Source organism: Hymenobacter terricola (assembly GCF_017921975.2).
GTDB classification, from domain to species: Bacteria; Bacteroidota; Bacteroidia; order Cytophagales; family Hymenobacteraceae; genus Hymenobacter; species Hymenobacter terricola.
In genome coordinates this window covers 15,990-38,652 of the sequence record NZ_JAGEMO020000085.1, presented here as the reverse complement: position 1 = coordinate 38,652, position 22,663 = coordinate 15,990, and the positions used below count along the sequence as shown (strand labels likewise).

16 protein-coding genes and 1 tRNA gene are annotated in these 22,663 nt (G+C 63.1%); 6 read left to right on the top strand and 11 right to left on the bottom strand.

Features of this window, described 5'->3' with window-relative positions:
• Positions 1-14 precede the first annotated feature (14 nt).
• From J4G38_RS24525 to pdxR, 6 genes are all read right to left on the bottom strand, one after another.
• On the bottom strand, positions 15-3,092 hold the full coding sequence (locus tag J4G38_RS24525; RefSeq protein ID WP_210519941.1) for a SusC/RagA family TonB-linked outer membrane protein: 3,078 nt from the start codon (positions 3,090-3,092) through the stop codon (positions 15-17).
• 177 nt (positions 3,093-3,269) lie between these two features.
• On the bottom strand, positions 3,270-5,051 hold the full coding sequence (locus J4G38_RS24520; protein WP_210519943.1) for a glycoside hydrolase family 13 protein: 1,782 nt from the start codon (positions 5,049-5,051) through the stop codon (positions 3,270-3,272).
• 49 nt (positions 5,052-5,100) lie between these two features.
• A complete protein-coding gene (locus J4G38_RS24515; RefSeq protein ID WP_226163808.1) occupies positions 5,101-5,985 on the bottom strand; it encodes a carbohydrate kinase family protein in 885 nt (294 codons plus the stop codon).
• A gap of 122 nt (positions 5,986-6,107) precedes the next feature.
• Entirely contained in the window at positions 6,108-7,430 is a 1,323-nt protein-coding gene (locus J4G38_RS24510) for a sugar porter family MFS transporter (protein WP_210519945.1), read from the bottom strand.
• Between the two features lie 202 nt (positions 7,431-7,632).
• Complete coding sequence (locus J4G38_RS24505; protein ID WP_210519947.1) at positions 7,633-10,428, bottom strand: hybrid sensor histidine kinase/response regulator transcription factor; 2,796 nt, start codon at positions 10,426-10,428, stop codon at positions 7,633-7,635.
• 317 nt (positions 10,429-10,745) lie between these two features.
• Positions 10,746-12,221, bottom strand: coding sequence for a MocR-like pyridoxine biosynthesis transcription factor PdxR (gene pdxR, locus J4G38_RS24500; RefSeq protein ID WP_210519949.1), 1,476 nt, complete (start codon positions 12,219-12,221; stop codon positions 10,746-10,748).
• A gap of 243 nt (positions 12,222-12,464) precedes the next feature.
• On the opposite strand from pdxR, the gene J4G38_RS24495 reads away from it, so the two are divergent.
• Entirely contained in the window at positions 12,465-13,739 is a 1,275-nt protein-coding gene (locus J4G38_RS24495; protein WP_210519951.1) for an aspartyl protease family protein, read from the top strand.
• Between the two features lie 127 nt (positions 13,740-13,866).
• On the opposite strand, the gene J4G38_RS24490 is transcribed toward J4G38_RS24495, so the two are convergent.
• Positions 13,867-13,939 (bottom strand) — tRNA-Gly (locus J4G38_RS24490).
• Between the two features lie 91 nt (positions 13,940-14,030).
• Here J4G38_RS24490 and J4G38_RS24485 point away from each other — a divergent pair.
• The 3 genes from J4G38_RS24485 to J4G38_RS24475 are packed head-to-tail and all read left to right on the top strand — an operon-like array spanning position 14,031 to position 15,973.
• Positions 14,031-14,315 (top strand): hypothetical protein, encoded by a 285-nt coding sequence (locus tag J4G38_RS24485; protein WP_226163806.1) that lies wholly within the window; start codon positions 14,031-14,033, stop codon positions 14,313-14,315.
• A 24-nt stretch (positions 14,316-14,339) separates the two neighbouring features.
• Complete coding sequence (locus tag J4G38_RS24480; RefSeq protein ID WP_210519955.1) at positions 14,340-14,885, top strand: GNAT family N-acetyltransferase; 546 nt, start codon at positions 14,340-14,342, stop codon at positions 14,883-14,885.
• 23 nt (positions 14,886-14,908) lie between these two features.
• Entirely contained in the window at positions 14,909-15,973 is a 1,065-nt protein-coding gene (locus J4G38_RS24475; RefSeq protein WP_210519958.1) for a hypothetical protein, read from the top strand.
• Positions 15,974-16,095: 122 nt separating this feature from the next.
• Here J4G38_RS24475 and J4G38_RS24470 read toward each other — a convergent pair whose 3' ends face one another.
• Positions 16,096-18,459, bottom strand: coding sequence for a B12-binding domain-containing radical SAM protein (locus tag J4G38_RS24470; RefSeq protein ID WP_226163804.1), 2,364 nt, complete (start codon positions 18,457-18,459; stop codon positions 16,096-16,098).
• A 286-nt stretch (positions 18,460-18,745) separates the two neighbouring features.
• On the opposite strand from J4G38_RS24470, the gene J4G38_RS24465 reads away from it, so the two are divergent.
• Positions 18,746-19,102: a four-helix bundle copper-binding protein gene (locus tag J4G38_RS24465; RefSeq protein WP_226163802.1), complete on the top strand. Its 357-nt coding sequence runs from the start codon at positions 18,746-18,748 to the stop codon at positions 19,100-19,102.
• 189 nt (positions 19,103-19,291) lie between these two features.
• Here the strand turns inward: J4G38_RS24465 and J4G38_RS24460 are convergent, their stop codons facing one another.
• Positions 19,292-19,864, bottom strand: a complete 573-nt coding sequence (locus J4G38_RS24460; RefSeq protein ID WP_210519960.1) for a helix-turn-helix domain-containing protein — start codon at positions 19,862-19,864, stop codon at positions 19,292-19,294.
• Positions 19,865-20,280: 416 nt separating this feature from the next.
• On the bottom strand, positions 20,281-20,883 hold the full coding sequence (locus tag J4G38_RS24455; protein WP_210519962.1) for a thioredoxin family protein: 603 nt from the start codon (positions 20,881-20,883) through the stop codon (positions 20,281-20,283).
• A gap of 172 nt (positions 20,884-21,055) precedes the next feature.
• Here J4G38_RS24455 and J4G38_RS24450 point away from each other — a divergent pair, with 172 nt between their 5' ends.
• Entirely contained in the window at positions 21,056-21,328 is a 273-nt protein-coding gene (locus J4G38_RS24450) for a hypothetical protein (RefSeq protein WP_210519964.1), read from the top strand.
• A gap of 198 nt (positions 21,329-21,526) precedes the next feature.
• Here the strand turns inward: J4G38_RS24450 and J4G38_RS24445 are convergent, their stop codons facing one another.
• Positions 21,527-22,591, bottom strand: coding sequence for a YncE family protein (locus tag J4G38_RS24445; RefSeq protein WP_210519965.1), 1,065 nt, complete (start codon positions 22,589-22,591; stop codon positions 21,527-21,529).
• Positions 22,592-22,663: the final 72 nt, after the last annotated feature.

The following is a 22,663-nucleotide window of genomic DNA, read 5'->3' as shown; positions in this document are numbered from 1 at the left end:
TAAGGTCTATTGGGTTACAAGGAGAGATTGAGGCCGAATGTAAAGGTGCGGGCACTCGGATAGGCCGTGTAATCAATGCCGACCGAGGGGACGCTATTGGCGCGCGTTTTGATGGTATTGATTTCCGGGTCAGCCCCCGTGTAGTTCGTAATTACGAATAGGTTCTGGCCCGTGGCGTAGATGCTGGCTCCCTTGAACACCTTGCCCAGGTCGCCAATTGCGTACGACAGCGTCACGTTCGACATTTTTAGGTAGTTGCCCTTCTCCAGGTAACGTGACGAGGCGGCCGTCGCGCTGCCAGTCGATTCCTTAACGGGATTCTCAAATGTTACCAGCGCAATGTTCTTCCTGGCGTTAATGCCCCCGATAGCACCCACCGCGTTGAGGGTGTTGTTATAAATCAGTTGACCAAACACCCCGGTCATGTTAGCTACGAGTGAGAGCTTGCTGTAGTGGGCGTTAGCGCTGAAACCAAGCAGGGTTTTGGGGTTGGGGCTGCCAGCGTAGAATGCCGGTCCGAACGGATTCGGTAGCCCTTTTTCGTCGAGGCCCCGGTACTCCGGCAGATAAAAAGCATTGATGGGTAAACCATTCCGAATGGTTTCAACCAATGCCCCGGATAACCCTTGGCCGGTAATCAATCCGGTAGGGATGGGAGCACCCGGCAGGCCGGAAACGTTGTTGCGAATGAAAGTGGCGTTTGCGTTAAAGCCCAACCCAACCTTCTCACTGTTCAAAATCGTAGTCCCGAGTGCAACTTCTACGCCCTTGTTTACGACCTCGCCCTTGAGGTTTTCCCACTTGAGAGCGGCATTCGACGGCCTGGGCTCTCCGGGGGTAGTGGGAAACAACAGGTCAGTGGTCGTCTTATAGAAGTAGTCAACCGTGGCCGTCAGTCGGTTGTCAAAGAACCCCAGGTCAACCCCAGCGTTGTACTGCGTATCCGACTGCCATTTCAAGCCTGGGCTCGCGGCGTTAAGCGGTGTCTGGGCGAGGCCATTATTGTCGAATGAGTACCGCTCTTGTGCCGAGCCGGCTGGGAACTCCTGGTTGCCGGTGCGGCCATAGCCTGCCCGGACTTTAAGCTGCGTCAGCGACTTGTTCCCCTTCAGGAATTCTTCCTGGCTTACGTCCCAGGCCGCGGCAAAAGAAGGGAAATAGCCCACCCGGTTTTCGGGGCCGAACTTGCTGCTTTGGTCGCGGCGCAACGTACCCGTGAGTAGGTAGCGGTCCTTATAGTTGAGAATAGCCCGACCAAAGATGGACTGCAACGCCGTGAAAGGGTCTTTGAAGGAAGTTACAAAGCGGGAACCGTTGCTGGAATACTGAATGTAATTCGTGTAATCCAGCCCGAAGTCGCCAAAGCCGTTCTGGCCATTGGCGGGATTGCCGTATGCCTTGATGTTCGAGCCTAAGTTAGAGAACGTGGTGTACTCGTAGCCCAACAGCGCGTTCAGGTTGAGGTCTGGAGTGATTTTTTTGTTGAAATTCAGCGTATTCGCAATTTGCTGAGTGCTCAACTGGTTGTTGCTAATACCGGCAAGTCCCTTGCCCTTTACATCATCGAAGTTGATAAGGGCTTGTCCGGTGGACGTGCGGCGCTCGCCGGTGCTGTAGTTGATGCTGTACAGCACCCGTGCTTCCAGCCAGTCGGTGATTTTATAGTGTGGTGATACGCTGGCCAGAATGGTGGACACCCGGGCTTCGTCATTGTATAGCTCCTGATATGCGAGGGGGTTGATGAGTTCGCCCTGTTTAATATTCAGCGAACCGTCGGCTTTGCGAAGCGAATCAGTCGGGTTCCACTGCAACGCCTGGCCGATGAGGCTACCCTGCGAGCCAGCGGTGGTGGTGATGGGAGCCAAGTTCTCCTGAAACTGGCTGGTGACGATGTTCACATCCACGCCGAGCTTCTTGCTTTCGAGGAACTCCAGGTTGGTGGAAAAGTTGGCACTGTATTTCTTGAACCCGGTTTTGCGAACAATGCCGTCCTGGTTGAGGTAACCCAGCGAGAGGCGGTAGCGGCCGTTTTCGCCGCCACCGCTCATGGCCACGTTGTAGTTTTGCAGTTGGCCTGTTCGCGTGATAGCCCCCAGCGCGTCAGTGTCAGTGCCCCGGTCGTAGCTGCCGGGCCCGCTGTTGGGCAGTCCATAGTAAACCAGCGCTTGCCGGAACTGGCCAGCATTAAGCATCTTCTGCCGACGCAAGATGGTTGAAAAGCCGGTTGAGGCCCCGATGTCCAGCCGGGGGGCACCCGTTTTGCCCCGCTTCGTGCTAATCAGAACAACCCCATAAGCTGCCCGCGACCCGTAGATGGCCGTGGCAGAGGCATCTTTCAAAACGGTCACCGACTCAATGTCAGTTGGGTTGAGGAAGTTCAGCGGGTTGCTGTCGGAACCATCACCAGCTTCGTTAGCCGCCACCTGGCCCGGCCGGGCCGAGCGGCCATCGAGCGGCACACCATCCACCACGTAGAGCGGCTGGCCGGTACCCGTCACGGCCGAGTTGCCCCGAATTTTTATGGTTGCGGGGCCACCAGGCTGCCCGCTATTGTTGCCCACCTGCACCCCAGACACGCGGCCTTGGATAAGTTGGTCGGGCGAAGTGTATGTGCCCTTGTTGAAATCCTTTTCGCCGATGACGGACACTGCCCCGGTCAGGTCTTGCTTACGGGCCGTGCCGTAGCCCACTACCACTACTTCGTTCAAGCTTTGAGCATCGGTCTTTAGGGCTACCGACGCCGTGGACTTGTCGGTAATATCGACTACCTGCGTGGAATAGCCCACAAACGAAAAAGACAGCTTGGTGGCCGAAGCCGGCACATCGAGTTGGAAGGCACCGTCGGCACCGCTGCTGGTGCCGACGGTGGTGCCCGGCACGATTACCGTGACGCCGGGCAAGCCCATGCCCGTTTCGTCCGTCACCTTGCCGGAAATGGGCCGGTTGGCCTGCGCCTGGCTCAGCAGCGGGAACAGAATAAACAAAACCCCTAGCAGCAACAGCTTCAGGCGCATTGTTGGGCCGCGGCCCGCCGGGGCGGTCAGCAGCGCAAGCTCATACGGATTGTACCGTGTGTACACGTTGTTCCTCATGGTTGAAAAGTGAAATGGTGGGAAATTTTTAAGTGGCATTTTAAGCAGTAAAGGGGTTGAAAGGTTTCCGGAAACGATTCCTGCAAACGATTCTGGAGCGAGCGGCGGTGGGATATGGGTCTATTCATTCATTGCAGCGTTGGGTGAGAATCAGTTAGCAAAAAAGTGCCCGCCGCGTTATTGCAGCGGGAGCACCAGTGCCTGCCAGGGTTGAAGCGTTAGCGCCGGACTACCGGCCTGGAGGGCAGCGTAATTGTTAAGCCACAGTTTATTACTGGTTTTCAGGCCTGAAGGTACTGTCCAGCGGCGCGGTTCGGCCGAGAAGTTGAGCACTACCAGCACTTTCTCGGGGCCTAGGGTGCGGGTGTAGGCGTAGATGTGCGGGTTGGCCGCGTCCAGCAGCTGGTACTGGCCGTGCACCAGCACCGGGTGCTGCCGGCGCAGCCGCGTAGCCTTGCGGAAATGGTTGAGCACGGAGGTGGAGTCTTTGGCCTCGGCCGCTTCATTGATGGACAGGTAATTGGGGTTGACTTTCAGCCAGGGCGTGCCGGTGCTGAAGCCGGCCCGGGCCGTGGCGTCCCACTGGAAGGGCGTGCGGCTGTTGTCGCGCGAGAAGCGCTCCAGGCCTTTGAGGTAGGCCGGGAGGCTGCCGCCCTGCGCTTTCACCAGCTGGTAGCCGTTGCGGGCGGCCACGTCGCGGTAATCGGCAATGCTGGTGAAGTTGATGTTGGTCATGCCCAGCTCGTCGCCGTTGTAGCAGTAGGGCGTGCCGCGCATGGTGAGCGGGAAGGTGTTGAGCAACTTGGCCGAAGCCGCCCGGAACGCGGGCCGGTCATCGCCGAACTTGCTCACCATGCGCGGTTGGTCGTGGTTGCCGAGGTCGAGGGCCTGCCAGCCTTTTTGGGCAAAAGCACTGTCCCACTTCGTAAACACGCGCTTCAAATCGGTCAGCTTATAGGTTTTGGAGCCGCTGCCTACGCCCGTGCCCTCAAAATGGTAGGTCATGTTCAGTTCCTGGCGGGCGGGGTCCACGAAGAGCATGGCCTCGGCGGGGTTGCGGCCGGCGCCTTCGGCCACGGTCATGATGTTGTATTTGCTCAGCACCTCGCGGTTCATCTCCTGGAGGTAGTCGTGCAGGTGCGGGCCGTGGTTATAGGCGTTGGTGAAGTTGCGCTCCGTGAGGCCCGGCATGGGCGGGAAGGCGGGGTCTTTGGCCACAAACTGGAAAGCATCCATCCGGAAGCCGTCGATGCCTTTGTCCAGCCAGAAGCGCATCAGGCCATACGCTTCCTGGCGCAGCTTGGGGTTGTTCCAGTTCAGGTCGGGCTGCTTGCGGGAGAAGTAGTGCAGGTAGTAGGCCTTCGTGAGCGAGTCGTACTGCCAGGCGTTGTGCTTCACATCGAAGATGCTGTACCGGGCCGGGGGCGTGCCTTTCTCGGCGGGCCACCAGTAGTAATAGTCGCGGTAGGGGCTGGTGCGCGAGGCCCGCGCCGACTTAAACCACTCGTGCTCATCGGAGCTGTGGTTCACCACCAGGTCCATCACCAGCTTGATGCCGCGCCGGTGCAGGCCTTTCAGCAGCGCATCGAAGTCCTGCATGGTGCCGAACTCGGGCATGATTTGGCGGTAGTCCGAAATGTCGTAGCCGTTGTCGTCGTTGGGCGAGGCGTAGATGGGATTCAGCCAGACCGTGCCCACGCCCAGGCTCTTGAGGTAGTCGAGGCGGGAGGCAATGCCCTTCAGGTCGCCCACACCGTCGCCGTTGCTGTCCTGGAAGCTGCGCGGATAAATCTGGTACACCACGGTTTCTTTCCACCAGTCGGGCTTTTTGGCGGGTGCGGCCGTGGCCTTCGGCTGTTGCTTTTCCGGCTGCTTTTTTTCGGACTGCGACTGCCCACAGGCCGTGGCAAGCGCCAGGGCCAGGGAAAGCAGCAGGGCAGAAATTCGGCAGGTAGTCATGGGGTTGAGCCGGTTTGGCGAAGGGGCAGAAAAGTGGTAATGAAGGCGGCTATCCGGGAGCTGCGGTGGCCAGCTCCTGCACCATGGTTTCGGAGATGGCCGGCGTGGCGCCCTGGAAAGTGGCCACCAGCGAGCCCGCCGCGCAGGCAAAAGCCAGGGTGTGGTCCGGTGGCTGCCCGGCCAGCCAGCCCCGGAGCAGGGCCGCCAGAAAAGCATCGCCGCTGCCGATGGTGTCCTGCACCGCCACCGCGCGGCCGGGACTGCAGTAGAGCCGCCCGCCGGTCCAGAGGGCGGCCCCGTCGGCGCCCTTGGTCACGCACACGGCTTGCAGCTGGAAGCGGGCGGCCAGCCATTCCAGGGCCGTTTCTTCGGCCGGGCTGGCCCCGAACCAGCTCATGATTTCGGCCAGCTCGTGGTGGTTCAGCTTCACGATGTCGGCGTGGCGGAGCAGGTACTGCACCACGTCGCGGGAGTAATGCGGGGGCCGAAGGTTCACGTCAAAGACCTTGCGCGGTGCCTGTTGCAGCAGGCGGTACAAGGTTTCGCGGCTCACCGGACTGCGGGCAGCTAAGCTGCCAAAGACGAAGGCTTCGGCCCCCTGTATCAGGTCGCTCAGGGCGGGTTCGTAGTGGATGTAGTCCCAGGCCACGGGCTGGACTATCTTGTAAGTCACTTCGTTGGTGTTGCTCACGTTGGCTTTCACCACGCCCGTCAGGTGGGTTTCGCCGCGCTGCACGTACTGCGTGCTCAGGCCTTTGCCCGCCACGAAAGCCAGCAGCTCCGCCCCCAAATCGTCGTGGCCCACGCGGCTGATGAGCTCGGCCTCGAGCCCAAAGTTGCGCAGGTGCACCGCCACGTTGAGCGGCGCGCCGCCGGGTTGCTTGCCGGTGGGCAGCACATCCCAGAGCATTTCTCCGAAACAGGCAATGGCCATGGGGTGAGGGGGTTAGTTATAGAGTTGCCAGGTATTCGTTTTTGGTTGTTAGTGCTTTACCAACAGCTTGGCTAACAATCAATAACGGGCAACTGACAGCCCGTTTAATTTTGAATAACTACTCAATGAAAAACCAGCGTTTTTTCGACTTGCTCCAGGCTGGTGCCTTTGGTTTCGGGCATGAAGCGCCACACGAAGAGCAGCTGGAGCACCATCATGGCGCAGAAAAAGGCGAACGTGTTGCCCCCGCCCAGATGCTCCGCAAACCAGGGAAAGGTGAAGGCAATGACCGTGGCCATCACCCAATGCGTGCTGGAGCCCAGCGCCTGGCCCTTGGCCCGCACGGCGTTGGGAAAAATCTCGGAGATAAAAACCCAGATGACCGCGCCCTGCGAGAAAGCAAAAAAGGCGATGTAGATGAACAGCAGCACCGGCACCAGCATGCCGCCAAACTGCTGCGTGTAGAACGCCCGCGCCACCAGCCCCAGCGTGGCAATGAGCCCCACTGAGCCAACGAACATGAGCACGCGCCGCCCAAACCGGTCGATAACATTGACCCCCAGCAGGGTGAAGCAGAAATTAACCAGCCCGATTCCCGCCGATGACAGCAGCGCCGCCCCCTGCCCCAGCCCGGTCATCTCGAAAATGCGCGGGGCGTAGTAGATGATGGCGTTGATGCCCGACACCTGATTGAAGAAGGCGAAGGCCATGGCCAGCAGCACCGGGGTGCGGTACTGCGCGCTCCAGAGCGACTCGCTGTGCTGCCCCGCGCTGGCCTGGCTGGTGAGAATGGCGGCCACGTCGGCGTCCACCGTATCGGGGCCGATGATGCGCAGGACTTCGCTGCCCTCCTCAATGCGGCCGTGCAGCAGCAGCCAGCGCGGGCTTTCGGGCACCTGGAACAGGAACAGCAGGAAGCCCAGGGCCGGCACGGCCTGCACGCCCAGCATCAGCCGCCAGGGCTCGTGGCCCACGCCCGCCAGCAGGTAGTTGGAAAGGTAGGCGACGAGGATGCCGAAGACGATGTTGAACTGAAACAAGCCCACCAGCTTGCCCCGCGAGCGGGCCGGCGAAATCTCCGAAATGTAGAGGGGCGCCGTCACCGAGGAGGCCCCCACCCCCAGCCCGCCCAAAAAGCGGAACACCAGAAACGGCACCCAGGCCGGGGCCAGCGCCGCGCCTACCGCCGACACCAGGTAGAGCACCGCAATCCAGCGCAGCGTTTGCCGGCGGCCCAGCGCATCGGAAGGAATGCCGCCGAAGACGGCCCCGAGCACCGTGCCGATGAGGGCAATGGAAATGGTGAAGCCGTGCGCTACCGGGCTCAGGTGCCAGAGCTGCTGCAAGGCTTTTTCGGCCCCCGAGATAACGGCGGTGTCGAAGCCGAACAGAAAACCGCCCAGGGCGGTAACGATGGACCAGAAAAGGACTTTGCGCTGCACCATAGGGAGAATGGCTACGAAACCGTTTTCCCAAAAGTCCGGCTTCGCGGCCGCCAAGGCCTGCTCGTTTCTTTCAAATCCTTATAGAATTCCGACAAGACCGAGCAATCGGCACAACTGCTTATCAATCAACGGAAAAACTTTTTTATCAGCCGGCCGGCAGCCGACCGGCTTTTGCTTATCAGACCCGACTTGCAAAAATATTTCAGGGCCGGCTGGGCGTGTGCAGGGCCTTGTACTCGGAGGGCGACACGTGGTACTTGCCCTTGAAGGCGGTGGAGAAGTACGAAGGCGAGGAGAAGCCCGTGAGGTAGGCGATTTCGGCAATGGTGCTGCCTTCCTGCAGCAGCAGCAGCCGGGCCTTGGTGAGGCGCAGGCTCTGGATGTAGTCCGTGACGCCGGTGCCGAGCAGGGCTTTCACCTTGCGGTAGAGCTGCATGTGCGACACGCCCAGGCTGCGGGCCACGTCGTCCACGCTCAGGGTGGGCTGGTCGAGGTTGGCCTCGATGATGGCGGTGAGGTCGGCCAGGAATTTCTGGTCCACGCGCAGCGGTGCCACGGTGGCGGTGTCCACGCTCAGCTCGCGCCGGAAATGCTCGCGCTGCTGGTCGCGGTTGCGCAGCAGCGTGCGCAGGCTCTCCACCAGAAAAGTGGGGTTGAAGGGCTTGGTGAGGTAGAGGTCGGCGCCGGCCTGCACGCCGGCCACCTGCTCTTCGGGGGCGCTGCGGGCCGTGAGCAGCACCACAGGAATGTGGGAGGTGCGCCAATCGGCGCGCAGCTGGGCCACCACTTCCAGGCCGCTCAGCTCGGGCAGGTTCACGTCGCACACAATCACGTCGGGGATGGTATCGCTGGCCAGGCGCAGGCCGGTGGCGCCGTCGGCGGCCGTGCTCACCTGGAAATAAGGCTGCAGCTTCTGGGCCAGAAAGTTGCGCACCTCCTCGTTGTCTTCCACCACCAGGGCGGTGGCATCGGTGCGGGCAGGGGCGGCGTCCTGGGTGGGGTCGGCGTCGTCGTCGGGCAGGAGCACCGCGGCAGGCGCCAGGAGGCGGTCCGGTTCGGCGTCGAGGAAGGTGGCGGGCCGGGCCAGCGGCAGCGTGACCTCAAACGTGCTGCCCTGGCCGGGCTGGCTGCGAAACGTGAGGCTGCCCTCGTGCAACCGGGTCAGGCCCTCGGCCAGCGCCAGCCCCAGCCCCGAGCCGTTGGCCGACGGCTGGCTGCCCTGGTAAAACCATTCCAGTACGTGCGGCTGGTCGGCTTCGGCAATGCCCCGGCCGGTGTCTTCCACGCTCACCCGCACGGTGCCGGCGGGTCCGCGCTGCAGGCTCACGGTAATCTGCCCGCCGTCGGGCGTGTATTTGAACGCATTGGACAAGAGGTTGAAAAACACTTTGTCCAGAATTTCGCCATCGAACCAGAGCTGGATAACGGGCTCGGCGGGCAAAAACCGGAACTTGATGCTGCGCCGGCGGGCCGTTTTTTCGAACACGTCCATCAGCTCGCGCACGAAGTCGACCAGGTTGCCCTCCGTGGCCCGCACAGCCATTTTGCCCACGTCGATTTTACGAAAATCCATGAGCTGATTCACCAGCTGCAGCAGCCGCTGGGCGTTGCGGCGCACCAGCTGCAGGTCCTGCCGCTGCCCGGCCGTGAGGTCGGCCCCGTCGGTCAGAATTTCTTCCACCGGCCCCAGAATGAGGGTGAGGGGCGTGCGCAGCTCGTGCGAGAAATTGGTAAAAAAGCGCAGCTTGGCTTCCGACGACCGGTTGGCCTCTTCGGCTGAGTAGCGCGCGGCTTCCGCCAGCTGCTCAATCCGGTTGCGCTGGGTGCTGATTTCGGCATTCTGCTCCTCCAGCCGCTGCCGGATGCGGCGGTTGAGCCGCGCCGACCGCTCGGCCAGCGCGCCCAGCAACACGGCCCCCAGCAGGCTGGCCAGCAGCAGGTACACTGCCGTTTGTTGGTTGGCGTAGCGGTGCATCTGGGTGCGCAGGCGCTGCTGTTGGCGCCGCAGGTCGCGCTGCTGCTCGGCCAGCCGCTCGGTCTGGATGGTCACCGGGCCCACGTTGGTCGAGTCGATAACCATCGTGCCCAGCACGTTTTCCTTGGCATAGGGCTCGTGGCGCAGAATGCGCAGCGCCGTCCGGATGGCTTCTTCGCCGCCCGTGGGGTAGAGCATGGTGGCGTTCAGCGCCCCGTCGGCCACCAGCTCCAGGCCATTGCCGGGCCCCGCCAGCCCATCTACGCCAATGATGCGAACGTGGTGGGGCAGCCCCAGCTGCTGCACCACCTGGTAGGCAGCGCGCGCCATGGGGTCGTTGTGCGCAAAAATCAAGTCCGTATCGGGGTGGGCGCGCAGCACGGCGGGCAGCTGCCGCAGCACCGACGCCGGTTGCCAGTCGGCGGCCACCTGCGCCACCAGGCGCAGCTGCGGGTAGGCGGCCAGGGTTTGGGCAAAGCCCAGCGCGCGGTCGGTGGCGGGCGAAGAGCCAGGCCGGCCCAGAATTTCGAGGACCTGGCCCCGCTGGTGCAACAGCTGGGCGGCGTAGTGGCCGGCCGCGCGGCCCACTTCCGCATTGTTGCCCCCCACGTAAGCCGTATACAGGCGGGAGGTGGTGCGCCGGTCCAGAATAACCACCGGAATGCCTTGGTTGTAAGCGGTTTCGGTGAGGGCCGTGAGGGGCCCCGATTGGTTGGGCGAAATAATGAGCAAGTCCACCCGCTCCCGAATCAACTGCTGCACCTGCCGCCGTTGCAAGTCGCTGTCGTTGTGGGCGTCCAGCATCTGAAACTGCACATTGGGATGAAAACTCAGCTCCTTTTCCATGCCGGCCAGCATGGCGCGGCGCCAGTCATCGCCCATCGTGCACTGCGAAAACCCAATGCGGTAGGTTCGCTCCGGCACTGGCCGCGCACAGCTGCCCATCAGCAACAGGATTGGCACCGCGAGCAGCAGCAGCATTGCCTGGCGGGTAAACCAATGGTAGACAAGTGTATGATTCATTGAGTACGCCTTAATTCAATGTCCGTGCTTCATGCCGCGGCTTGATAGCACGCCGAATCATAAAACTCTGAATAGCACCGCACCTGCTAATCCTCGGCCTCTATTGAATTCGCCGAATATTTAAGAAATTGCTTGCGTTGAAAAGTAGGCATAATTTAATAGAAAGGGGCTATTCAGGGTTCACCGCTTCCGCCAGCAACGGCAGTATATCGCTCGCAAACAGCGTAAAATCGCCGCTTGGGCACAGTAGCAGGAGCCTGAAATGCGCTGGCACCAGCTACCGCATTGCGTCCTTATTTGCCGCGGCCTCCCCGGGTTCAGGCCTCAGCCACAGCCTGGGCCAGCACCCGCACTGCCTCGCGCAGCTCCGTCTCGTTCAGCGAGGCAAAGCCGAGCCGCAGGGCATTTTGCGGTGCGCGGCCCGCGTCGTAAAAGCTGCCGTCGTTCACATACAGGCCGAGCTGGCGGGCGCGCGCTGCAACGGCCGGCAGCGACAGCGGCGGCGCAAACCGGACCCAGACCGCCAAGCCCCCGTTCGGTTTCTGGAAGCTGACGCGCCCCCCCAATTGGCTATGCAGCAGCTCGCAGAGCAAATCGCGGCGGGCCTCATAGGCGCGCACCGCCTTGCGCAGGTAGCGCCTGATGTCGCCATTCCGATACAGCTCGGCAATGGCTTCTTCCAGAATACTGTCGCCCTGAATGTCGACCAGGCGGCGCAGGCGCGTGGCGGCCTGCACAAAGCCGGGCGGGGCCACCAGGTAGCCCACGCGGATGCTGGGGGCCAGGCTTTTGCTGAGCGAGCCGACGTACACCACGCTGCCGGCAGCATCGGCGCTGGCCAGCGGCAGGATAGGCGAGCTGGCGTAGTGAAAATCGTAGTCGTAATCATCTTCCAGCACCGCAAACCGATGGGTGGCGGCCAGCTGCAGCAGCTGCAGGCGGCGGTCGGCCCGCAGCGTAACGGTGGTGGGATGGTGGTGGTGCGGCGTCACGTACAGCAGCCGGATGGGCTGCTGCTGGCAGAGCGTCTGCACGGCATTCACGTCCAGCCCGTGCGCATCAACCGGCACGCGCAGCAGCTGCGCCCCGGTGGCCCGAAACGCGGCATCGGCCACGTAGTAGCTGGTTTGGCCCACCACCACGGCATCGCCCGGCCGCAGCAACAGCTGGGCCGTGAGGCAGATGCCCATCTGGCTGCCCCGCGTGATGAGGATATTATCGGCCGTGATGCGCAGGCCCCGCGTGGCGCGCAGCTCTTCGGCCAGCACTTTGCGCAGGTGCTCGGTGCCCTGGCCCGGGCCATAATACAGGTGCCGCCGGGAAGATGCCCGGCGGGCCACGCTGCGGTAGGCGCGGGCCAGCAGCCCCACCGGCGCCAGGCGCACATCCGGAAACCCATCGTCGAAGGCCAGCGGAAACTGGTGGGCCTGGGCCGGTGATTGGGGGAGGGGAATTTCGGCGGTGAAAGCAAAGCCGGTGTGGGCGGGATAGACATGAGCGGGCACAATAGCCGCCAGCGCATGGGGCGTGACCACGGGCAGGTGGGTGGCCACGAAGTAGCCGCGACGCGGGATGCTTTCCAGCCACCCCTGGGCCTGCAGCTCGGCGTAGGCCATCACCAAGGTTTGCCGATGCAGGCCCAGCTCCTGGCTCAGCCGGCGGGTGCTGGGCATGCGGGTGCCGGGGGGCAGCCGGCCCGACTGAATCTGGCGCACGATGCCGGCAGCAAGCTGCTGGTAGACCGGCGTGGCGAGCCGGCGGTCTACCAGCAGAAGGGAGGCGAAGGGCAGCATGGTGGACTAGCTGAAATAGCAAAGCTGGTCTATTTAACCAGTCCAGTAAAGATATATTTTTGTAAATAACCACGCGTCCGGACCCCTGAAAAAAACCGGCGCTGCCGGGTGGTGCTGCCCATTGTGATTTGCGGTAGGTACGGCCGCCACGGCGCTTCCCTCCTACCAAGCGAATACGAGCCGCAAAAACACACTGCCACGGTGGGCGGCGACGCCGGCATTGCAGATTAAGCTCACCAGACCATGCGCACGCTTTGGAGTCGTCGGCAGGAGTGGAAAAGGCTGGTTATCGCGCCAGTGCTGGGCTTGCTGGGCTCTTTGGCTTCGGCCACCGCCCAGCCGGTGGCGCCGTTTCACCTGCTGTCCCCCCAGCAGCGGCAAGTGAGCCTCCCCTACCAGGCCCAGCGCAACCTGATTATCATCAGCGCCCGGCTGAACGGGCAGGGGCCCTACAACTTCGTGCTGGACACCGGCGTGAACATGTCGCTGCTGCTGGATACCGACCTGCAGTCCTCCCTGCACCTCACGCCGGGCCGGCCGTACCGCGTGGCGGGCACGGGCGGCGGCGAAGCCATTACGGCCTACCAGGTAGACGGTGTGCGGGTGACCCTGCCCGGCGTGGAGGGGCCGGCTATCTCGTTTCTGCTCCTGGGGCCCAACGGGCTGAATTTCTCTAATTACGTGGGCATGCCCATCCACGGCATTCTGGGGGCCGACGTGTTTCGCAGTTTCGTGGTGCGCATCGACCCGGTCGAATCGCGGCTGGTGTTATTCGACCCGGCCCGGTTTCGGGCCCCTACGGGCCGGCGCTGGACGGCCCTGCCCCTGGCTCTGAACTTAGGCAAGCCCTACCTGACCACCCGCGTCACCACGCGGGATTCGGCCACCACCACCCTGCGGCTGCTGCTCGACACGGGGGCCGGCCATTCCATGTCGCTGGACGTGGACTCGAATCCGGCGCTGGGCTTCCCGGTTCCAAGCATTCGGGCACCGCTGGGGCGGGGCCTGAGCGGCGATATTACGGGCTACCTGGGCCGCACGGCCACCATCGAATTGGGGCGGTACTCGCTGCATTCGCTCATTACCTCATTTCCCGATACCGGCCGGGCCCCGAACCAGGCTTTCGACGGCTTCCGCAACGGCAGCCTGGGCTACGAGGCGCTCAACCGCTTCGTCTCCGTTATCGATTACCCGCACAACCGGCTGCTGCTCCGGCCGGGCCCGTTCTACCGCCACCCCTTCGAGCAGGACATGTCCGGAATGGAAGTGGAAGCCGTGGGGGCCGATTTTCGCCGGTACCAGATTACGTTGGTGCAGGCCGACTCGCCCGCCGCCGAAGCCGGCTTACGGGTCAACGACGAGCTGCTCTTCATCAACTTCATTCCCGTCGCCAGCCTCACCCTTTCCCAACTTGGCGACCAGCTGCGGGTGGCCGCCGGCCGCCGCCTCACCCTGGTGGTGCGCCGCGCCGACGGCGAGTTAAACAGCGCCGTACTCGCCCTCAGACGCCGCCTGTAGCTCCCATCGCTATAATATACCACCAGACCAGTGAACCGGGGCGGCGATTGACCGCAGGTAAACCAATCCAGTAAACCAGCTATAAAAAGAACCAGCTACCTAAAAGGGAACTGGTTCAGATTCAATGAGCGAGAAACGAGGTTCGAACTCGCGACCCTCAGCTTGGGAAGCTGATGCTCTACCAACTGAGCTACTCTCGCAGGAATATTTTGGTGAGGCGAAATTACGTCAAATAACCGGATTAGCAACGAATGGGCGATGGCAGTCCAACCCCGGCTTTGGTCGCGTCGTATGAGCGGGGACATTATGGCTACTCCTCCCCTTCCTCCTGCTACGCGCCGTTTGGTGGGCCTGCTGCTCATGCTGAGCGGGGGCCTACTTGGCCTCGGCCTGCTCCTTAAAGTGGCGGTGGGGGTGTATAGCTGGAACATGAACGGGGCCCAAAGCCCATCGGCTCTGCTGCTGTCCGTGAATCTGGTGGGGCTGCTGGCCAGCGGGCTGCTGATGCGCTGGGGGCTGCGCATGCGGCGGGGCAACGGCGAGGCGCGGAATCCTAACGCCGACGAAATACTGTAAATCGGCGGGCGCTACCTTTGCCCTATGTCATCTCCCCTGCGTATTTCGCTGGCCAAGGCCAACACCGCTACCGCCGCCCAACTGGCCGACCTCGGCCGCCGAACGTTTCAGGATACCTTCGCCGCCACCAATACTGCGGCGGATATGGCGGCCTATCTGGCCGAAAACTTTGGCCCCGACATCCAGCTCGCCGAGCTGCAGGACCGCGAAAACACCTTCCTGCTGGCGCATATGCAGAACGAGCTGGTGGGCTATGCCAAGCTGCGCGACAACTCGGCCCTGGGCCTGCCCGAAGGCCAGGAGGCGGCGGGCCGATTGGAAATTGAGCGGCTGTACGTGCGCGACGACTGGCAGGGCACCGGCCTGGGCGCGGCGCTGATGCGCGGCATTCTGGCCCTGGCCGAGCAGCTGCACTGCCCGGCAGTGGTGCTGGGCGTGTGGGAAAAGAACGACCGGGCCCGCGCCTTCTACCAGCGATTTGGCTTCCGCGAAATCGGCCAGCACGAATTCCGGCTGGGCCAGGACGTGCAAACCGACCTGATTTTGCGCAAGGGCCTGGTGGGGCGCTAAACAGCCTACTTTTGGAGATGCCTATGCTCGCCTTGATGCGCCCGATGATTGACCGCAACTGCTTCAAAAGTTGGGCCCTGGGGCTAACGGCATTCAGCCTGGGGCTGGCTTTGCCGGCCTGCCAGCCGCAGCAGGAGCTGGCCCAGGCCGCCGCTACGCCCCCCGTGGGGCATTATGAGGGCAGCATCAGCGCGGGCGGGCAGCCGGAATTGCGCGCCGCGCTCGACATCCGCCACCCCAGTCCCGGGCACTACGAGGCCGAATTCACAGTGCCGACCGCAGGGGCGCTCAGCTTCGTGGCCGATACCATTTTTTTCAGCAACAACCAGCTGCGCCTCACCCGCCCGGCCCGGCCCGGCCAGGTCCTCACCCTGACGCTGGACGGCGACTTCTGGCGGGGCAGCCTCGCCCTGGATTCTACCAAAATTCCGGTCCTGCTGGTGAAGCGCGGCGCCCCCACGCCCAGCGCCTACCGGGTAGAAGAAGTGCCGCAGGCCGCCGGCTCGGCCTGGCTGTTTGCCCCGGCCGATACCAGCACGCCGGGGGCCGCGCTGGCCCTGCTGCCCGACGCTGAAACCGCGCCCACGGCCGCGCTGTGGGCCGATGCGCTGGCGCGGGAGGGCCTCATCGTGCTGCTGTTGCCGGCGGCGGATTCGGCCACCGCCCCGGCCGAAGCTCCGCGCCTGCAAACGGCGCTGCGGCTGCTGCACAGCACCGCCGGGGCCGATACGGCCAATATCGGAGCCTGGGCTGCGGGGCTGCGGGCGGGGGCCCTGGCGCAGCTGCTTGCCGGCGCGGGTGGCCCCCGCGTGGCCTTTGTTATTGCGCAAAACGCGGAGGTTGACCCAGCGGCCCGAACGGCATTTCAGGCGTTGCAGAAGCGCAAGCTGCCCATTCTGGGCTTGTACGGCGGGGCGGGCGGGCTCCAGCGGGCAGCGGGGCTGCGCAATGCCCTGGGGCGCCGGGGCAGCAACATGGTGCGCACGTACCGCACGACCGGCGCCGATTTGCTGGTGCCCGCCGGACTAAGCCCACGCTTTGGGCCGGGCCTGCCGGCCGATGTGGTGGAATGGCTCCAGGGCAAGTAACTAGCACCCCAATATCCGCCTTAAGAGCAGTTGCTGAGTAAGGGCATCGGGCTGTAGAGACACAACATCTTGCACCTCTACCAGCCGGCACGACCGTGCTCAGGCTGGCGCCAAGCAGTTATTTACAGGAGCAACAGGCCTTTTTCGCGCAGCAGCAGCCAGGCCGGGCTTTGCAGGAAGGCTTCGAACGGGCCTTCGGACCGGGGGAAAGTGGCGGCGACGTCTTTTAGCAGCACTTTGGTGTCGAAATCCTGGCTGAGCTGGGTGAGGAGCTGGTGCAGCCAGCGGCCGGTGGCTTCGGTGGTTTTCACTTCGAAATCCTCGGCCTGCTCGTAGCAGGTGAGCACGGCGTGGGGGGCTTTTTTGCCGGCTTCGAGGCGGAAGTCGGGCGCGTTGCCGAGCCAGAACAGGCGCTGGTTCTGCTTGGCGAAGTCGGGCTTGTCGGGGGCTTGCAGGGCCTGCTGCACGAGGTGGCGCGGGGTGGTGGCTTTCGGGGTTTTGAAATCGAACCAGCGGGCCAGCGGCTCATCGAGCGCCACGCCGTGCAGGTAGTTGTAGAGCGACTTGGCCAGGCCGGGGCCGAAGGCTTCGTGGTCGGTGCCGAGGGGGTCGTCGTGCCAGAGGTCGTTCCAGGCGAAACCGGCGGGCTCGGGGCCGATGGCGGCCACCTGGTACTTCGCCGGATTCTTGCCCACCGGCGAGTGCGCCGTCATCGAAAAGCGGTGCCAATAGCCGCTCTGCACCACGCCGGCGGCGAACAATTGGCGCACCACTTCCAGGCTGTCGATGGTTTCCTGGGCGGTTTGGGTGGGAAAGCCGTACATCAGATAGGCGTGCACCATGATGCCGGCCTGGGTGAAGCCATCGGTCACGCGGGCCACCTGGGCAATGGTCACGCCCTTTTCCATGAGGGCCAAAAGCCGGTCCGACGCCACTTCCAGCCCGCCCGAAATGGCGATGCAGCCCGAGGCGGCCAGCAGCCGGCAGAGGTCGGGCGAGAAGGTTTTTTCGAACCGGATATTGCCCCACCAGGTGATGGCCACGCGGCGCTTGAGCAGCTCGATGGCCAGGTCGCGCAGGGCCAGGGGCGGGGCGGCCTCGTCCACGAAGTGAAAGCCGGTCTGGCCGGTTTGCTGGATAATTTGCTCGATTCTGTCCACCAGCAGGGTGCTGGGGGCCGTTTCGTAGCGTGAGATGTAGTCCAGCGTCACGTCGCAAAACGAGCAGCGCTTCCAGTAGCAGCCGTGGGCCACGGTGAGCTTGTTCCAGCGGCCGTCGCTCCAGAGGCGGTGCATGGGGTTCAGCACCTCCAGCACCGAGAGGTACTCGGTGAGGGGCAGGTCGGAGTAGTCGGGCGTGCCTACTTCGTGGTGCGGCACGTCGGGGAAGGGGTGGTTGTGGTACTCGATTTCGCCGGCCGGATTGCGCAGGAACGTGCGCTGCAAGCAAACGGTCCCGGCCATGGCCGGTACGGGTGCCAGGGGGGTAAAATGCTCACCGGCCATGGCCGGTGAGGGGTTCAAGGGGGTGAAATGCTCACCGGCCACGGCCGGTGAGGGGCTCACGGCGGTAAAATGCCTGCCGGCCATGGCCGGTGAGGGGCTCACGGCAGTGGGAGCCGTACCGGCCACGGCCGGCCACTGGTCCAACAGGCGCAGCCAGGGGCCTTCGCCGTCGTCCAGGGTCAGGAAGTCGATGTAATCGAAAAAGCGGGGCTCTTTGATGTCGCGCAGCTCGGTATTGGGGTAGCCGCCGCCCATGATGGTCACGGTTTCGGGGCGGGTTTCCTTGATGTGCCTGGCCAGGCGCAGGGCCCCGTAGAGGTTGCCGGGGAAGGGCACGGTGAAGCCCACGATATCCGGCTGCACGCGCTGCAAAAGCGGCTCCAGCTCCTCCAGCAGCATGGTATCGAGCAGGCCGGGAGCGGCCGTCAGCTCCCGGTGCAGGGGCTCGAAGCTGGTGGCGGAGAGGGCCAGCTTTTCGGCGTAGCGCGAGAAGCCGAAGTGCGGCCCCACGGTTTCCTTGATGAGGTCGGCGAGGTCTTCGAGGTAGAGGGTGGCCAGGTGCCGGGCCTGGTCGGTGAGGCCCATGGTGCCGAAGGCGGTTTCGAGGTCGGCCACGTTATCGAAGCGGCTGGCTTCGGGCAGGAAACGGCCGTGGCAGATGCGCGGGGCCAGGGTCAGGTCCTTGTTTTGGAGGAAGCGGATGACCGGCGCGATGGTGGCCAGGTAGCGGTTTTGCAGGCGCAGCATCCGCCGGGCATTGTCGCTGAGGGCAAAGCCGCCGGCTTCGATTTCGGCAAACACCCGCCGCAATCCCGCCACCGAAAACAGGCGCAGCACCAGCTGCAAGCCCATATCGGCCTGCGTCACGGCATAGCCGCGCCCGCCCAAAAACCCCTTGATGTAGGCCGTGGCCGGGTACGGGGTATTGAGCTGCGTGAGCGGCGGCGTGAGCAGCAGGATGCGGGGCGAAGCAGAAGGCACAGTGGTGACTAACCCAGCCAACGGGGCCGGGGTTCATTTCCGGCAAAGGTCGGGCACAGCGGGCAGTGCGCGTCTCCTTCGGGTTTCGGCCGAAATGGAAACTTCGCAGTCGCTTGCCGCGCCCCGGCCGGGGGCGGGCAGGGTTCGTCACCGGCGGGCGGGCACGCTTGGCATCACGGCCGCTTGGTGTTTGGCGGCGGGCCGGAAGTATGGATGGCCACCAGTCCCTTCGAACTCGTAAGAAAACAGACCGCTGCCATTTTCTTACCTAACACCTCACTTTCCCATGCAAATGCCCGCCCCCGCCGCCCGCCCCCGCCAGAACAACCAGGCCGTTCTCGATGCCCTCAGCCGCTGCATCGCCGCCTGCGAGCTGTGCGCCGATGCCAGCCTCGACGAAAAAGACGTGCCCATGATGGTGCCCTGCATCCGCCTCGACCGCGACTGCGCCGACATCTGCCGCCTCACCGCTGCCTTCATCGCGCGCGGCTCAGCCCACGCCCAGCACGTCATCAAGGAGTGCATCGAAATTTGCCAGAAGTGCCAGCGCGAGTGCGCCAAGCACCCGTACGACCACTGCATTCAGTGCGCCAAAGCCTGCCAGGCCTGCGCGGAAGCGTGTAAAGAATACCACCAGAATTAACCCCCGTCATTGCCAGGCATAGCCGCAGCAACCCGTCCTGCAGAAGCCCCTGCTCCTGGCGATGTAACCACGCTTCTGTAGATGCAGAAAGCCCCGACTCTGAGCAGAGCCGGGGCTTTTCATAGTATCAGGTTGGTCGCTGAGAACAGGACGGATTGTGTCGTCGCCGCTTGATGCGCGGAATGACAATTATGCCAGCGCGTCGAGCGACATGCGCCCGGGCTGCATCAAACGGCGGAATTCGCTCACGGAATAGCCCGTCACCTGGCGGAACTGGTTGCTCAGGTGCTGGCCGGAGCTGTAGCGCATCTGGTCGGCAATCTGGTTCAGGGTGAGCTCGCCGTAGCTGAGCAGCTCCTTCACGCGCTCAATTTTGAGGCGGATGAGGTACTTCTCGATGGTGAGGTGGGCGGTGCGCGAAAACACCTTGCTCAGGTGCGAGTAGGTGGCCGCAAACCGGTCGGTGAGAAATGCCGAGGTGGTGAGCGGCGAGCGGGCCGTGCGCAGGTGCTCCAGATAGTCGGCCAGCACGGTTTTGATTTGTTCGGTGAGCTGTTCGGCGCGGCCGCGCAGCAGCTCGAAGCCGGCGGCGTGCAGCAGCGGGGCCAGGGCCTCGGGGTCGGCGGGGGTGGCTTCGTCCAGCTCGGCCACGCCCAGGGTCACGGTAGTGGGGCGGTAGCCGGCCCGTTCCAACAGGCTTTGCACGGCTTCGACGCACCGGGGGCACACCATGTTTTTGATATGCAGTAGGTTAGTTTTCAATGGCTTTAACGTGTTTCGGGCCGCCGCGAGGCAGCCGGTGAAGGATAAGAACGAGCCGCTGCGGGAGCAGCGGGCCGGCGCGGACGTGGGGCCGGGGTGGATACCTCCACCCAGCCTCGCCCAAACCAGTGCGCTGTGGCCCAGGTTACGAATGGCACCACGGCCAGGAACGTAATTGCCAGTAGCCAGAACAATACGAGAAAGGCAGAAAAAAGGCGGCTAAAAAAATGGTTACTTCCCCCAAACACATATCCGACCAGTATTAGTGCCACCACCAGGCTGACACCGGCCAGCACGCCCACCCGCCGCCAGGGCCAGGCGGCAACGTGTTTCTGCAAGCGACGGCGCAACGGCAAAGGCATAAAACGGCGAATTGGGAGGGTGAAAATAGGGAGAAATTTGATTGGTCCGCTACTTTATGCCAATAGGGCCAGCAATTCCCGCTGCACCGATTGGCCATTATCGGCCGCGTACCACGCATTCATTGTCTTTACCACCTCATTGGTATGCAAAGATTTATCGGCATGCAGCCTTGTGCCTAATACATGCGCTTCGGCTGGGCGCGGGCCCCAGGAACCAAGTTCGGCCCCGCTGGCCTCATCGCGCCGGATGAGTTTGGGAATGCTGTTTTTGCCGTCGGTCTGGTGGGTGGCCATCAGCTCGGGATGGTCAGAGCGGAGCAGGACGTGCAGGTGCACTTTGCCCGCACTTTCATCGGCGAGGTGCGCCAGAATGGGCAGCGTGTGGGCCGTGTCGCCGCACCAGCCTTCGCCCAGCACCAGCCAGTGCTCGGGCCGGGGCAGGTGGCGCAGCTTGTCGACCAGCGCGGGCAGCAGCGGCAGGACGTAGGAATCGTCGAGGTGGACTTGGTTGAGGGCGGTAAAACGCACTAAGGCCGGGTTTTGGTCGGCGCCGGTAGTGTGGTGCCCGGCGGCCAGCTTGCCCACCAGGGCCCGGAATTCGGCGTACGTGTACGCCGGAGTGGGCACTACTGCGGGCGAAGGAATGAGGTTGGACATCAACGCAAAAGTGAGAGTGAACAGGAAATGGGCACAACTTGGCGCAACCTTAGCGGCGGGCCCATCGCTACAACCGTACCCGCGCCTCATAGTTCGGGTTGCGCCGCGGTGAGTTATTTCTTTACCTTGCAGCGTCGCTCATCCCTTCAACTCCCTCACCTAGGCTACTTTCATGTTTCTGAAACACTTCCTCCGTCCCTTTGTCGTGGCCTGCGCCATCACCGCCACGTTCAGCGCCTGCAGCTCGGGCACCAAAGACGGCGCCACCAACGTTGAGCGCGGCTACACCAAAAAAGGCCCCGCCGCCAAAGCCGACGGCACCGCCAACGGCGACTCCACCACCGCCGGCCTCACCCGCGACACCGTGCACCACGTCACCGGCAAAGACCTCTACAAAGCCGCCAGCGAGGCCAAGGACCGCAACCACGACGGCCTGGCCGACTAAATAGTCGTTCAAAAGCAAACGGGTTGTTGGTTGGTCATTATTAGCCGTCCGCCAAGACGTTGCCTTCCTGATAACAACCAACATCTAACGATTAACAACTTAAACCCCGCGGCCGCCGAACCGAAGTAGCACGGCACAAAAAGGGCCCGCACCAACTGGTACGGGCCTTTTCCTTGTTTTGCAGAAAGAGTAAGGAGTTTAGTAGAAGATAAACCCATTCGGGCCAATTTTCACGGTGAAGGAATCGATGGCCGCCCCCGTGGCCTGGTAGCGAATGAAGCGGCCGTTGCTGTTGTAGCTGGGCGAAATGCCGGCAAAAACCGTGTTGTCGCGCGGGTCGATGGCAAAACCGGAGAAGCTGCGCCGAATAAAGGGCGTGGTGGGCAGGGCCGTGGCACTCACCCCCACTTGGTATTCGGCCCCACGGAAGCTGTAGTAGAGCTGGTCTTTGGCCGGGTTGATGCGCAGCTTGCCCGGGCTGGCCGTGGCCGGAAACGTGAGCTTGAGCTGAGTGTTTGGGCTGCCGGGATTGAAGCGCACCAGGGTGCCGGCCGAGGTTTGCACCACGTAGGGAGGCACCGCAATGTAGCTCACAAAGCCCGTGCAGAGCACCCAGATGTTGCCGTCCTTGTCGTCCACCATGCTCGAAGGGCCATCGGCTACGGTGATGGTGGACGCCAGCGCCCCGGTGCCCTCGTCAATCACCGAAACAGTGTTGTCCAGGCTGTTGGGCACGTAAATTTTGCCACCCAGGGCCAGCAGCTGCTCGGGGTTGCGGCCCACCGGCACGCGGCTGGTCACGGTGTTCGTGCTCAGGTTGAGAATGCTGAGCACGCCCGGCAGGTAGCCCGTGTACGGGCCCCGCCACTCGGTGACGTAGCCCCGGGTGGCCGAGGTAGACGTGAAGTAGCGCGGCTGGGTGAGCCCGCTGATGGTGCCCGCCGTTTTGAAATCGGGCAGGCTCACCACCTCAATCTTGTTGGACGCATTCACCACGATGTAGCCGCGGCCACTCTGCACGCCCATGCTCTGCACCACATCGCCCAGGGCCGCCCCGCCGTTGGCACTGCCGAACGCATCGGGCGTGAGGGATTTGGTGGCTTTGTCGAACACGCTCACCGCGCCGTCGCCCACGCCAAACTGGCCTTCGCTGAGCACAAACACGCCCGTGGTGGGGTTAGGAACGGGTGTTTCTTCGCCGCTGGGGCTACACGCCGCCAGCAGGGCCAACGCCGCGATAAAAGGAGCAAATTGTTTTTTCATAATCAGGAAATGTTGCAGCACCGGCCACCGCCGGCAGGATGAAAAGGGGTAAGAAAAAAGAGGAATCGAGGA